Origin of the sequence: Klebsiella terrigena (genome assembly GCF_012029655.1) — a bacterium.
In the GTDB taxonomy this organism is placed as follows: Bacteria; Pseudomonadota; Gammaproteobacteria; order Enterobacterales; family Enterobacteriaceae; genus Klebsiella; species Klebsiella terrigena.
In genome coordinates this window covers 1280319-1293751 of sequence record NZ_CP050508.1, presented here as the reverse complement: position 1 = coordinate 1293751, position 13433 = coordinate 1280319, and the positions used below count along the sequence as shown (strand labels likewise).

The 13433-nt window shown below is 55.2% G+C and carries 9 protein-coding genes and 2 rRNA genes; 6 read left to right on the top strand and 5 right to left on the bottom strand.

All coding sequences use genetic code 11. The annotated features are described in order from the left end of the window. Position 1: 1 nt before the first annotated feature. Positions 2-385, bottom strand: a complete 384-nt coding sequence (grcA, locus tag HCK03_RS06205) for an autonomous glycyl radical cofactor GrcA (protein WP_076947771.1) — start codon at positions 383-385, stop codon at positions 2-4. 316 nt (positions 386-701) lie between these two features. Between grcA and ung the strand changes: the two genes are divergently transcribed. Further along, positions 702-1391: a uracil-DNA glycosylase gene (ung, locus tag HCK03_RS06200; protein WP_041146768.1), complete on the top strand. Its 690-nt coding sequence runs from the start codon at positions 702-704 to the stop codon at positions 1389-1391. A gap of 81 nt (positions 1392-1472) precedes the next feature. Here ung and HCK03_RS06195 read toward each other — a convergent pair whose 3' ends face one another. Then, complete coding sequence (locus tag HCK03_RS06195) at positions 1473-2543, bottom strand: tRNA/rRNA methyltransferase (protein WP_041146769.1); 1071 nt, start codon at positions 2541-2543, stop codon at positions 1473-1475. Positions 2544-2746: 203 nt separating this feature from the next. Between HCK03_RS06195 and trxC the strand changes: the two genes are divergently transcribed. The 5 genes from trxC (at position 2747) to HCK03_RS06170 (ending at position 8469) form a co-directional block, all read left to right on the top strand. Next, entirely contained in the window at positions 2747-3172 is a 426-nt protein-coding gene (trxC, locus tag HCK03_RS06190) for a thioredoxin TrxC (protein ID WP_041146770.1), read from the top strand. A gap of 70 nt (positions 3173-3242) precedes the next feature. Further along, entirely contained in the window at positions 3243-3941 is a 699-nt protein-coding gene (tapT, locus tag HCK03_RS06185; protein WP_115192103.1) for a tRNA-uridine aminocarboxypropyltransferase, read from the top strand. 35 nt (positions 3942-3976) lie between these two features. Continuing rightward, positions 3977-6634, top strand: a complete 2658-nt coding sequence (locus HCK03_RS06180) for a bifunctional acetate--CoA ligase family protein/GNAT family N-acetyltransferase (protein ID WP_115192102.1) — start codon at positions 3977-3979, stop codon at positions 6632-6634. A gap of 114 nt (positions 6635-6748) precedes the next feature. Then, positions 6749-8104, top strand: a complete 1356-nt coding sequence (pssA, locus tag HCK03_RS06175) for a CDP-diacylglycerol--serine O-phosphatidyltransferase (RefSeq protein ID WP_167692399.1) — start codon at positions 6749-6751, stop codon at positions 8102-8104. Positions 8105-8145: 41 nt separating this feature from the next. Beyond that, a complete protein-coding gene (locus HCK03_RS06170) occupies positions 8146-8469 on the top strand; it encodes a YfiM family lipoprotein (protein ID WP_041146774.1) in 324 nt (107 codons plus the stop codon). A gap of 3 nt (positions 8470-8472) precedes the next feature. Here the strand turns inward: HCK03_RS06170 and HCK03_RS06165 are convergent, their stop codons facing one another. The 3 genes from HCK03_RS06165 to HCK03_RS06155 form a co-directional block, all read right to left on the bottom strand. Further along, on the bottom strand, positions 8473-9771 hold the full coding sequence (locus HCK03_RS06165) for an MFS transporter (RefSeq protein WP_167691275.1): 1299 nt from the start codon (positions 9769-9771) through the stop codon (positions 8473-8475). Between the two features lie 538 nt (positions 9772-10309). Then, positions 10310-10425: ribosomal RNA gene (gene rrf, locus HCK03_RS06160) — 5S ribosomal RNA — on the bottom strand. Between the two features lie 96 nt (positions 10426-10521). Next, positions 10522-13429 (bottom strand): 23S ribosomal RNA (locus HCK03_RS06155). Positions 13430-13433: the final 4 nt, after the last annotated feature.

Sequence of the window (13433 nt, the reverse complement as noted above, 5' to 3'; positions counted from 1 at the left end):
CTTACAGACTTTCAGTGAAAGTACGTGCAATAACGTCGCGCTGCTGCTCTGGCGTCAGAGAGTTAAAACGTACCGCATAGCCGGATACGCGGATGGTCAGCTGCGGATATTTCTCCGGATGTTCAACCGCATCCATCAGCGTTTCACGACGCAGGACGTTAACGTTCAGGTGCTGACCACCTTCAACGCGCACTTCCGGTTTAACGTCGAGCGGAATCTCACGGTATTCGATTTCGCCGAGCTTGTTCACCGCAACCACGTCATCTTCAGCAAAACCGCCTTTTGCACACAGGCAGCGCGCTTCGCCCTTTTCGCTATCCAGCAGCCAGAAAGAGTTCAGCAGGTCGTCGTTTGCAGCTTTAGTAATTTGGATACCTGTAATCATGTGATGCCTCCCTTAGGCAATATTTATTCGTTCTGTTGGCCCGTTCATGGCCAATTGGTAAAACCATTGTTGTATGAGTGTATATATATCAGCCGAACACCCGGCATTCATTGACCCAAATCAACAAAAACCACTAATTAAAAGTGGGTATGAAGGGATATTATTGTTTTACATCAAGTTACGCCATAGCGAATGCCAAATAATTTTGTAAATTTTCAACTATTTTTGCAGGCAAAACGTCAGCAAAGCGGCAGCGATTTTGTTATGCAGAAAGAAGCAGTTAAGCTATAGCGATACCCCTTTGCAGGAGAGCATGATGACCACCCCACTGACCTGGCATGACGTGCTGGCGGAAGAGAAGCAACAGCCCTATTTTGTGAATACCCTGAAAACCGTCGCCGAAGAGCGCCAGTCGGGCATAACGATTTACCCGCCGCAAAAAGATATTTTCAACGCCTTTCGCTATACCGAGATCGGGGATGTAAAAGTGGTTATCCTCGGGCAGGATCCCTATCACGGGCCGGGACAGGCGCACGGCCTGGCCTTTTCCGTACTCCCCGGGATCCAAACTCCGCCGTCGCTGTTGAATATGTATAAAGAGCTGGAGGGAACCATCCCTGGCTTCAGCCGTCCCGCGCATGGTTATCTTGAAAGCTGGGCGCGCCAGGGCGTACTGCTGCTCAATACGGTATTAACGGTACGCGCGGGGCAGGCGCATTCTCATGCCAGCCTTGGCTGGGAAACCTTTACCGATAAGGTTATTTCGCTGATCAACGAGCATCGGGAAGGGGTTGTGTTTTTACTGTGGGGCGCGCACGCGCAGAAGAAAGGTGCCATCATCGACCGCCAGCGCCACTGCGTGCTGAAGGCGCCGCATCCGTCCCCGCTCTCCGCTCACAGGGGCTTTTTCGGCAGCAACCATTTTGTCCAGGCCAACCAGTGGCTGGCCGAACGCGGCGAAGCGCCGATTGACTGGATGCCGACCCTACCGGCCGCCGAGGAGTAGCCGGATCCCGCGCCCGTTACGCTAAGCGTAAAAACAAAAATGCCAGCATTATGCTGGCATTTTTTTCAGACAGACCGGGCATCAGGCCTTGTTCTGGCGCCACCATTCGGCCAGCAGAACGCCGGTCGCGACGGAGACGTTCAGGCTTTCGACGTTGCCGGTGCCTTCGATAGCCACGTTCAGATCCGCGCTGGAGATCGCCGCATCAGACAGACCATCGCGCTCCTGGCCTAACGCCAGCACCATTTTCTTCGGCAGCTCGGCTTTGTAGAGCGGCGTCCCGTTGTGGCTGGAGGTAGACACAATCGCATAGCCCGCCGCGCGGAACTGCTCCAGCGTGTCGAGGAAGCTATCGCCGGTAATCGGCTCTACGTGCTCGGCGCCGCCCTCTGCGGTACGAATGGCCGCACCGGATTCCAGCATGCCGGCATCCTGAACCACCACGCCCTTCACGCCGAAGTGGGCGCAGCTACGCATGATGGCGCCAAGATTGTGCGGGTTACCGACGTCTTCAAGCGCCAGTACGCAATCTTCTGCATCGGCCTTAGCGACCCACTGCGCAACGGAAGTCCCGTTACGTTTCTTAATCAGGAAGCAAACTCCGCCGTGGTGCTCGGTGCCGGATGCTTTCGCCAGCTCGGCTTCGTCAACCACGTGATAGGCTTTACGGTTGGCCGCCATCCAGCGCAGGGCTTCTTTAAAGCGCGGGGTGACGCTCTGCACGAACCAGGCGCGAACGATAGCGTCCGGACGGCTCTGGAAAAGCGCCTGGCAGGCATTTTCGCCATACACGCGGGTCTCTTCCGCACGCTGACGGCGCAGCACTTCCGGATCGATAAAGCTTTTACCGCTGATCCCGCCGTGATCCGGCTTGGCTGCGGCTTCATCATTCGGTGCACGTGAAACGGTACGCCACGGGGAGCCCCCTTCACGATCGAAATCATCGCGTTTGCGATCGTCACGTTTGCGGTCATCACCGCGGCTGTTTCTTTCATCGCGGGCAGGGCGGCTACGGCCGTCAACACGAGATTTTCCTGGGCGCCCTCCCCCTTTCCCGGTACGCGGGTTATGGGTGCGTCTGTCAGAATCATCATCACTGCGGACATACATCACTTTGACCTTGCCGCTTTTATTTTTCAGTTCGTCGCTCATCAATTTTCTCCACCTGCGCTGCGCGAAGCGCGCAGATTACCCGATGTATCACCGCTTCGCCATTATTTCGTTTAAAAGATAGGGTCTATCGTATTCATCGAACAAAACGCATTGTTGTTTAACGGTACCTAATCGATAATATGTAACATTACAGATACAAATCGGCCACGTGCCGCGCTGCAACCCATAACCAGAGGTTAGTTATGAATACCGTTTGTGCCAGTTGTCAGGCTCTGAACCGCATCCCCGACGATCGTAGCGCCGATGGCGCTAAGTGCGGGCGCTGCGGCCACGATCTTTTTGACGGCGACGTCATCAACGCGACCGGGGCAATGCTGGATAAACTGCTGAAGGACGATCTGCCGGTTGTTGTCGATTTCTGGGCCCCGTGGTGCGGACCCTGCCGTAATTTCGCCCCGATCTTTGAAGACGTTGCGGAAGAACGCAGCGGCCAAATGCGCTTCGTGAAGGTCAATACCGAAGCTGAACGTGAGCTGAGCGCGCGTTTTCGCATTCGCAGCATTCCGACCATTATGATGTTTAAAAACGGCGAAGTCATCGACATGCTGAACGGAGCGGTACCTAAAGCGCCGTTCGACAGCTGGCTTAACGAGGCCAACCAGCAGTAAACCTGACGGGGCAGCGCTTGTGCCCCGTTTTCTCCTCTGCGACAATGGCGTTTTCTTTTAGCGACACCCCATGATTGATAACGCCGTTCTTCGCCTGCGTGCCGAACGTCTCGCGCGCGCGACCCGACCTTTTCTTGCTCGCGGTAATCGAGTCCACCGCTGCCAGCGCTGTTTGCTGCCGTTGAAGCAGTGCCTGTGCGCAACCCTCGCCCCCGCAGCGGCCAGCAGCCGTTTTTGCCTGGTGATGTTCGATACTGAGCCGATGAAGCCAAGCAATACCGGGCGCCTTATCGCCGATATCCTGCCGGACACCGAGGCGTTTCAGTGGTCGCGAACCGAGCCGCCGCAGGCGCTGCTCGATCTGGTCGCCAATCCTGACTACCAGCCAATGGTCGTTTTCCCTGCGTCGTATGCCGGAACGGAGCGCAAGGTGCTGAGCTCGCCGCCTGCGGGTAAACCGCCGCTGTTTATCATGCTCGACGGCACCTGGACCGAAGCGCGAAAAATGTTCCGTAAAAGCCCGTATCTTGACGCGCTGCCGGTCATTTCCGTCGATCTGTCGCGTATTTCGGCCTATCACCTGAGAGAGGCCCACGCTGAGGGACAATACTGTACGGCGGAAGTGGCCATTGCCCTGCTGGATCTCGCCGGAGACACAAACGCCGCGGGCGCGCTCGGCGATCACTTTAGCCTGTTCAGAAGCCGCTATCTGGCAGGAAAGACGCATCATAAGGGCAGTATCACAGCACAAGAGGCGGAAAACGTTTAAAATCATCCGGTCACTGGGGATCAAAGGAGACCGGTATGAGCCAACGAGGCCTGGAAGCACTATTGCGGCCAAAATCGATCGCCGTCATTGGCGCGTCAATGAAACCACAGCGTGCCGGTTATCTGATGATGCGCAACCTGCTGGCCGGCGGCTTTAACGGCCCGGTCCTGCCGGTCACTCCAGCATGGAAAGCCGTTCAGGGCGTGCTGGCATGGCCGACTATCGATAGCCTGCCGTTTACTCCCGACCTTGCCGTACTCTGCACCAACGCCCGGCGAAACCTTGAGCTGCTTGAGGCGCTGGGGCAAAAGGGCTGCAAAACCTGCATTATTCTCTCCTCCCCGCCGGAGCAGTATCCGGCGCTGCTCGAGCGTGCCGCCCGCTATCAGATGCGGCTGTTGGGCCCAAATAGTCTCGGGCTGCTGGCGCCCTGGCAAGGGCTGAATGCCAGCTTTTCGCCGGTGCCGATTCGCCGTGGCAAGCTGGCGTTTATCTCCCAGTCCGCCGCGGTGTCGAATACCATTCTTGACTGGGCGCAGCAGCGCGAGATGGGCTTCTCATACTTTATTGCGCTGGGCGACAGCCTGGATATCGACGTTGACGATCTGCTCGATTTCCTCGCCCGCGATAGCAAAACCAGCGCCATTCTGCTCTATCTCGAACACCTCAGCGACGCCCGCCGCTTTGTTTCCGCGGCTCGCAGCGCATCGCGCAATAAGCCGATTCTGGTGATTAAAAGCGGACGCAGCCCGGCGGCGCAAAAGCTGCTGCACGTCAACTCGGGGATGGACCCGGCCTGGGACGCCGCAATTCAGCGCGCGGGCCTGCTGCGGGTGCAGGATACCCATGAGCTCTTCTCCGCCGTCGAGACGCTGAGCCATATGCGCCCCCTGCGCGGCGAGAAATTAATGATAGTCAGCAACGGCGCGGCTCCTGCGGCGCTGGCGCTGGACGAGCTTTGGCTGCGCAATGGCAAACTTGCCTCGCTAAGCGACGATACCGGCGACAGGCTGCGGCAGGCGCTGCCGGGAAGTATCGATATCGCTAACCCGCTGGATCTGCGCGACGATGCCAGCAGCGAGCACTATCTCAAGGCCCTCAACGTGCTGCTGGATAGTCAGGATTATGATGCCCTGCTGGTCATTCACTCTCCGAGCGCGGCCGCGCCGGGAACCGAAAGCGCGCTGGCGCTGATTGACGCCTTAAAAAACCATCCGCGCGGCAAGTACGTTACGGTGCTGACGAACTGGTGCGGCGAATACTCGTCTCAGGAAGCCCGGCGCCTGTTTAGCGATGCGGGTCTGCCAACCTACCGTACGCCGGAAGGCACCATCACCGCCTTTATGCATATGGTGGAGTACCGACGTAATCAGAAGCAGCTGCGGGAAACGCCGGTGCTTTCGGATACGGTGACGGCCAACACTGCAGAAGCCCATACGCTGCTGCAGCGGGCAATAACCGAAGGCGCAACTACCTTAGATACCCACGAAGTCAGCCCCGTGCTGCGCGCCTATGGCATCCATACCCTGCCGACGTGGATCGCCGCCGACAGCGCCGAGGCGGTGCACATCGCCGAGCAAATTGGCTACCCGGTCGCGCTGAAGCTGCGTTCCCCGGATATCCCACACAAGTCAGAAGTTCAGGGCGTAATGCTCTATCTGCGTACCGCCGCCGAAGTACAGCAGGCGGCGGATGCTATTTTTGACCGGGTCAAAATGACCTGGCCGCAGGCGCGTATTCATGGCCTGCTGGTTCAAAGCATGGCAAATCGCGCCGGAGCGCAGGAGCTGCGGGTGGTCGTTGAACAGGATCCGGTCTTCGGGCCGCTGATTATGCTGGGTGAAGGCGGCGTCGAATGGCGCGCGGAGGATCAGGCCGCCGTCGCCCTGCCGCCGCTCAATATGAACCTGGCCCGCTATCTGGTTATCCAGGCGATCAAAAGCAAAAAGATCCGTGGCCGTAGCGCCCTGCGCCCGCTGGATATCTCCGGCTTAAGCCAGCTGCTGGTTCAGGTGTCGAACCTTATCGTCGACTGCCCGGAGATCCAGCGTCTGGATATTCATCCTCTGCTGGCGTCCGGCAACGAGTTTACCGCGCTCGACGTGACGCTAGGCCTTGCCCCGTTCACCGGCGATAGCGAAAGCCGGCTGGCGATACGCCCTTATCCCCAGCAGCAGGAGGAGTGGGTGGTGTTGAAAAATGGCGAACGCTGCCTGTTCCGCCCAATTTTGCCCGAAGATGAACCGCAGCTGCTGGCCTTTATCGCTCAGGTGACCAAAGAAGATCTCTATTACCGCTACTTCAGCGAGATCAATGAATTTACTCACGATGATTTAGCCAATATGACGCAGATCGACTACGATCGAGAAATGGCCTTTGTTGCGGTACGCGCGAGCGCAGAGGGATCGGAGATCCTCGGCGTTACGCGTGCGATCTCCGATCCCGATAACATTGATGCGGAATTCGCCGTCCTGGTCCGCTCTGATTTGAAGGGATTAGGTTTAGGCCGCCGGCTGATGGAAAAGCTGATTACCTATACGCAAAGCCACGGTCTACAGCGGTTAAACGGGATCACAATGCCCAATAACAGGGGCATGATTGCTCTTGCCAGGAAGCTTGGCTTTAAGGTGGATATTCAGCTGGAAGACGGGATTGTCAGCTTGTCCCTGCAATTTTCAGCGCAACAATCATAAACTGACGACCGCAATTGTTGACCACTTTAGCGGGTAGTAATGTTATTATTGCCCGCTTACGTCGTCTGCATGGTACAGAAGACCCTTCAATAAACAGAGAAGAAACGCACTGTGATGTTGTCAAAATTTAAGCGCAATAAACATCAACAACACCTTGCCCAACTCCCTAAGCTTTCTCAGTCAGTTGATGATATCGAGTTCTTTTACGCTCCGGCAGATTTTCGGCAAGCGTTACTGGCAAAGATAGCTCACGCCACTCAGCGTATTTGCATTATTGCGCTCTATCTGGAGCAAGATGATGGCGGCAAAGGAATTCTGCAGGCACTCTATGACGCCAAACGCCAGCGTCCAGAATTAGATGTTCGCATCCTGGTTGACTGGCACCGAGCCCAGCGCGGGCGCATTGGCGCTGCGGCAGCCGACACCAACGCTGACTGGTACTGCCGCATGGCGCAGGAAAATCCTGGCGTTGATATTCCGGTTTACGGCGTGCCGGTGAATACCCGCGAGGCGCTCGGCGTACTGCATTTTAAAGGTTTCATCGTTGATGACTGCGTACTCTACAGCGGCGCCAGCCTGAATGATGTTTACCTTCATCAGCACGATAAGTATCGCTACGACCGCTATCAGTGCATTCGCAACGGCAAAATGGCCGACGTGATGTTCGACTGGGTGGAGCATAATCTGGTCGAAGGCCGCGGCGTGAATCGCCTCGACAGAGCCGATCGTCCGAAAAGCCCGGAAATTAAAAATGATATCCGTCAGTACCGCCAGGAACTTCGGGACAGCGGCTATCATTATGTCGGCGATGCGGAAAACGATCGGCTGTCGGTAACGCCGCTGGTTGGCCTCGGGAAATCAAGTCTGCTGAACAAAACCATCTTCCATCTGATGCCCTGTGCGGAACGGAAGCTGACTATCTGTACGCCGTACTTTAACCTTCCGGCCCTGCTGGTGCGTAATATCATCCAGCTGCTGCGCAGCGGAAAGACGGTAGAAATTATCGTCGGCGATAAGACGGCAAACGACTTCTATATTCCTGAAGATCAGCCGTTTAAGATTATCGGCGCGCTCCCCTATCTGTATGAGATCAACCTACGCCGCTTCCTGAGCCGGCTGCAGTACTATGTCAACACCGATCAGCTGATTGTCCGTTTGTGGAAAGATGACGATAACAGCTATCACCTGAAAGGCATGTGGGTTGATGACGAATGGATGCTGCTGACCGGCAATAATCTTAATCCGCGCGCCTGGCGCCTGGATCTGGAAAACGCCATTCTTATCCACGATCCGCAGCACCAGCTTGGCGCGATGCGTGAAAAAGAGCTGCATCTGATTCGCCAGCATACGACGGTGGTTAAGCACTATCGCGACCTGCAAAGCATCGCCGAGTATCCGGTAAAAGTGCGTAAGCTGATTCGCCGCCTGAGGCGCATCCGTATCGACCGGCTAATCAGCCGTATTCTCTGAATTGCAGCCCCGCTTCGCCGGGGCTTTTTTATGGGATCGTTATGCGTAAAGTCATCATCATCGCTCCTCTGCTGCTGAGCGGCTGTAGCCATATGGCCAATGATTCATGGCGCGGCCAGGATAAGGCCCAGCACTTTATCGCCTCAGCCATGCTCTCCGCAGCGGGTAACGAATATGCGCAGCACCAGGGTTACAGCCGCGATCGCAGCGCCGCCATCGGCTTTATGTTTTCGGTAAGCCTGGGCGCATCGAAGGAGCTGTGGGATAGCCGCCCGGCGGGGAGCGGCTGGAGCTGGAAAGATTTTGCCTGGGACGTGGCCGGCGCCACAACCGGTTACGCGGTGTGGCAGCTGGCGCATCAGTAATATCTACAGGCGTAATCCCTTGCCCTTGCGGTGCAGCATCAGGGAGACGAAGAAAGCTAACGCTCCCATGACGGTGACATACCAGTAAAACGCGTGTTCTGCTCCGACTGATTTTAACAGCAATGCGACATATTCAGCCGAACCGCCGAACAGCGCATTGGCGACCGCGTAGGATAACCCAACGCCTAGTGCACGTACCTGAGCCGGGAACATCTCCGCCTTTAAAATACCGCTGATCGAGGTATAGAAACTGATGATCAGTAAGGCACACATAACCAGCGCGAATGCGGCATACGGTGAAGTGACATTTTGTAATGCGCTCAAAATCGGTACGGTAAAGAGGGTCACGAGTACGCCGAAACAGAGCATTGAGGTTCGCCGGCCAATCCTGTCCGATAGCGCACCAAATAGCGGCTGAGCCAGCATATAGAAAAACAGGGCGGCGGTCATAATCATGCTGGCCGTACTGGCGCTCATCCCAGCCGTATTGACCAGGTATTTCTGCATATAGGTCGTAAAGGTGTAAAAGCTTAGCGAGCCGGCGGCGGTAAAGCCCAGCACCATCATAAATGCCCGGCGATTACGCCATAATCCTTTAAAGGATCCCGCTTCTTTCAGCGCCCGGGTCTCCTGCTGCGAAGTTTCATCCAGCTGACGTCGGAGCCATAGCGCCACTACCGCCAGTACGGCTCCCAGCGCAAAAGGAATACGCCATCCCCAGGCGTGCAGCTGTTCATCACTGAGAATCTGCTGCAGCGCCACCACCACCAGGACCGCCAGCAGCTGCCCGCCGATAAGCGTTACGTACTGGAAGGATGCGTAGAAGCCTTTCTTCCCCTCAACGGCAACCTCACTCATGTAAGTTGCGCTGGTTCCGTATTCACCGCCGACCGAGATGCCCTGGAAAAGGCGGGCCAGCAGCAGGAGTACGGGAGCCCATGTGCCGATCGTCGCGTAGCCCGGCAGGCAGGCAATAACCAGCGATCCCATACACATCATGCACACCGAGATGAGCATCGAAGTCTTGCGGCCACGGCGATCGGCAATACGGCCAAACAGCCATCCACCAATGGGGCGCATCAGGAAGCCGGCGGCGAATACGCCTGCGGTTTGTAGCAGCTGGGTGGTGGTGTTTCCTGAGGGGAAGAAGATATGCGCAAAATAGAGAGAGCAGAATGAGTAGACATAAAAATCAAACCATTCAACCAAATTCCCCGAGGATGCTCCAACAATCGCCCATATGCGACGGCGGGTATCAGCGTGTTTCAGCGATCCCTGTTCGTTAATACTGCTTTCTACCATTGTTATTCTGCTCCAGCAAAGACTGCAATCTGTCTCGTCGGGCGTACCACGTCACTTAGACAAATCAATTAGTAAAACAAATGTTATATAATTGTTATATTTTTATATGTGATTTAACTCACATTTATTTTCGTTATGCGGGTATTCGGAATGAACGATAAAGCAGGAGCGGGGATAGAGTGAAATATGGGGGTGAGGCGGCGACAGTAGGCTTTTATGTTGCAGTTGCCGGTAGATGAGCACGCGGAACGCGCAGCGCAGCGCCCGATCCGAGCGGCGTCAGGTCACTTTTCCTGAACCGCAGACAACAAAAAAACCCCATGCTTGCGCATGAGGTTTCTTTGTTTATTTGATGCCTGGCCGTTGATGGCGGGCGTCCTGCGGGCCGTTACGCCAAATCCACCGCCGTTTTCGCGCCTGAATAACCAGAGATAGCGGCACGAATCGCCCGATCCGGGCGGCGTCCGGTCACTTTTCCTGAACCGCAGACAACAAAAAAACCTCATGCTTTCGCATGAGGTTTCTTTGTTTATTTGATGCCTGGCAGTTCCCTACTCTCACATGGGGAGACCCCACACTACCATCGGCGCTACGGCGTTTCACTTCTGAGTTCGGCATGGGGTCAGGTGGGACCACCGCGCTATTGCCGCCAGGCAAATTCTGTTTACCAACACGCCATCAGGCCTGTCAGTTAATCTGTATCAGCTGAAAATCTCTCAAATTCATCACACCAAACAGCTTTGGCGTTGTAAGGTTAAGCCTCACGGTTCATTAGTATCGGTTAGCTCAACGTATCGCTACGCTTACACACCCGACCTATCAACGTCGTAGTCTTCAACGTTCCTTCAGGACTCTCAAGGAGTCAGGGAGAACTCATCTCGGGGCAAGTTTCGTGCTTAGATGCTTTCAGCACTTATCTTTTCCGCATTTAGCTACCGGGCAATGCCATTGGCATGACAACCCGAACACCAGTGATGCGTCCACTCCGGTCCTCTCGTACTAGGAGCAGCCCCCCTCAATTCTCCAGCGCCCACGGCAGATAGGGACCGAACTGTCTCACGACGTTCTAAACCCAGCTCGCGTACCACTTTAAACGGCGAACAGCCGTACCCTTGGGACCTACTTCAGCCCCAGGATGTGATGAGCCGACATCGAGGTGCCAAACACCGCCGTCGATATGAACTCTTGGGCGGTATCAGCCTGTTATCCCCGGAGTACCTTTTATCCGTTGAGCGATGGCCCTTCCATTCAGAACCACCGGATCACTATGACCTGCTTTCGCACCTGCTCGCGCCGTCACGCTCGCAGTCAAGCTAGCTTATGCCATTGCACTAACCTCCTGATGTCCGACCAGGATTAGCTAACCTTCGTGCTCCTCCGTTACTCTTTGGGAGGAGACCGCCCCAGTCAAACTACCCACCAGACACTGTCCGCAACCCGGATTACGGGTCTACGTTAGAACATCAAACATTAAAGGGTGGTATTTCAAGGTTGGCTCCACGCAGACTGGCGTCCACGCTTCAAAGCCTCCCACCTATCCTACACATCAAGGCTCAATGTTCAGTGTCAAGCTATAGTAAAGGTTCACGGGGTCTTTCCGTCTTGCCGCGGGTACACTGCATCTTCACAGCGAGTTCAATTTCACTGAGTCTCGGGTGGAGACAGCCTGGCCATCATTACGCCATTCGTGCAGGTCGGAACTTACCCGACAAGGAATTTCGCTACCTTAGGACCGTTATAGTTACGGCCGCCGTTTACCGGGGCTTCGATCAAGAGCTTCTCCTTGCGGATAACCCCATCAATTAACCTTCCGGCACCGGGCAGGCGTCACACCGTATACGTCCACTTTCGTGTTTGCACAGTGCTGTGTTTTTAATAAACAGTTGCAGCCAGCTGGTATCTTCGACTGATTTCAGCTCCGTGAGCAAGTCACTTCACTTACCATCAGCGTGCCTTCTCCCGAAGTTACGGCACCATTTTGCCTAGTTCCTTCACCCGAGTTCTCTCAAGCGCCTTGGTATTCTCTACCTGACCACCTGTGTCGGTTTGGGGTACGATTTGATGTTACCTGATGCTTAGAGGCTTTTCCTGGAAGCAGGGCATTTGTTACTTCAGCACCGTAGTGCCTCGTCATCACACCTCAGCGTTAATAAGAGTCCGGATTTACCTAAACTCTCCGCCTACATGCTTAAACCGGGACAACCGTCGCCCGGCTAACATAGCCTTCTCCGTCCCCCCTTCGCAGTAACACCGAGTACAGGAATATTAACCTGTTTCCCATCGACTACGCCTTTCGGCCTCGCCTTAGGGGTCGACTCACCCTGCCCCGATTAACGTTGGACAGGAACCCTTGGTCTTCCGGCGAGCGGGCTTTTCACCCGCTTTATCGTTACTTATGTCAGCATTCGCACTTCTGATACCTCCAGCAACCCTCACAGGCCACCTTCAACGGCTTACAGAACGCTCCCCTACCCAACAACGCCTAAGCGTCGCTGCCGCAGCTTCGGTGCATGGTTTAGCCCCGTTACATCTTCCGCGCAGGCCGACTCGACCAGTGAGCTATTACGCTTTCTTTAAATGATGGCTGCTTCTAAGCCAACATCCTGGCTGTCTGTGCCTTCCCACATCGTTTCCCACTTAACCATGACTTTGGGACCTTAGCTGGCGGTCTGGGTTGTTTCCCTCTTCACGACGGACGTTAGCACCCGCCGTGTGTCTCCCGTGATAACATTCTTCGGTATTCGTAGTTTGCATCGGGTTGGTAAGTCGGGATGACCCCCTAGCCGAAACAGTGCTCTACCCCCGAAGATGAGTTCACGAGGCGCTACCTAAATAGCTTTCGGGGAGAACCAGCTATCTCCCGGTTTGATTGGCCTTTCACCCCCAGCCACAAGTCATCCGCTAATTTTTCAACATTAGTCGGTTCGGTCCTCCAGTTAGTGTTACCCAACCTTCAACCTGCCCATGGCTAGATCACCGGGTTTCGGGTCTATACCCTGCAACTTAACGCCCAGTTAAGACTCGGTTTCCCTGCGGCTCCCCTATACGGTTAACCTTGCTACAGAATATAAGTCGCTGACCCATTATACAAAAGGTACGCAGTCACCCCATAAAAGAGGCTCCCACTGCTTGTACGTACACGGTTTCAGGTTCTGTTTCACTCCCCTCGCCGGGGTTCTTTTCGCCTTTCCCTCACGGTACTGGTTCACTATCGGTCAGTCAGGAGTATTTAGCCTTGGAGGATGGTCCCCCCATATTCAGACAGGATACCACGTGTCCCGCCCTACTCTTCGAACTCACAGAATGTGCATTTTAGTGTACGGGAGTATCACCCTGTACCCTGCGACTTTCCAGACGCTTCCACTAACACACAAACTGATTCAGGTTCTGGGCTGTTCCCCGTTCGCTCGCCGCTACTGGGGGAATCTCGGTTGATTTCTTTTCCTCGGGGTACTTAGATGTTTCAGTTCCCCCGGTTCGCTTCGTTAAGCTATGTATTCACTTAACGATAGTGTGACGAATCACACTGGGTTTCCCCATTCGGAAATCGCCGGTTATAACGGTTCATATCACCTTACCGACGCTTATCGCAGATTAGCACGTCCTTCATCGCCTCTGACTGCCAGGGCATCCACCGTGTACGCTTAGTCGCTTAACCTCAC